Origin of the sequence: Bartonella sp. AP58NXGY (assembly GCF_042195785.1) — a bacterium.
Taxonomy (GTDB): Bacteria; Pseudomonadota; Alphaproteobacteria; order Rhizobiales; family Rhizobiaceae; genus Bartonella.
In genome coordinates this window covers 1-636 of record NZ_JBHIOY010000323.1, presented here as the reverse complement: position 1 = coordinate 636, position 636 = coordinate 1, and the positions used below count along the sequence as shown (strand labels likewise).

The window sequence follows — 636 nt, the reverse complement described above, 5'->3', positions numbered from 1 at the left end:
GGTATTAAACAAGCAGATGATCAATTATGATTATAATAAGTTAAGAGATTATTTTTATAATGTAGATATGATTAAGCTTCAATTTAATAAACCAATTTCACGCATTTTCATCAAAATTGTGTGGTTAATTTTTCCTGTGACAGGAAGATCAAACATTTTTTGAAATTGTTTTAAGGCTTCTATCATCTTTTGATCTTCTATTCCTGTGACAAGAACTTCCTCATGACCAAAATTACGTAAAGCTTTTTGTACCTGTAAAATATCTTCAACAGAAGGATCTAAAATAGCTTCTTTCGAATTTGTTATATTTTTTGTTGTTGTATTCTTTGCCATTTCTATTTCGCTCTGTTTAATTAATATCGCAATTTCATCTGTTGTGGGATTAGATAAAACGTTTTTTTGCTTTTTGGGGGGAGCTTGTTGTTTCCATAAAGCGATAGCACGACGCGTTTTAGGTCCATCCAGTCCATCTAAAGGTCCATCATAAAGTCCTAATTCTGCGAGTTCTTTTTGTTTTTCCAGCATGCTTGCTGATTGAGGGGGGAAAGGTGAATCTGTGCGGTGATGATTTGGAGAATGGAGTGAAGTTACACGAGAGAGTTCTTGTGATTTTGCTTCTTTTTCGGATAAATTAGA

Annotated in this window: 1 protein-coding gene; it reads right to left on the bottom strand. The window is 33.3% G+C overall.

Annotated features, from left to right (window positions below; genetic code table 11):
* Nucleotides 1-78: 78 nt before the first annotated feature.
* Nucleotides 79-636: peptidoglycan-binding domain-containing protein (locus ACFINC_RS11180; protein ID WP_375617246.1), on the bottom strand; the 558-nt coding region annotated here is incomplete at its 5' end.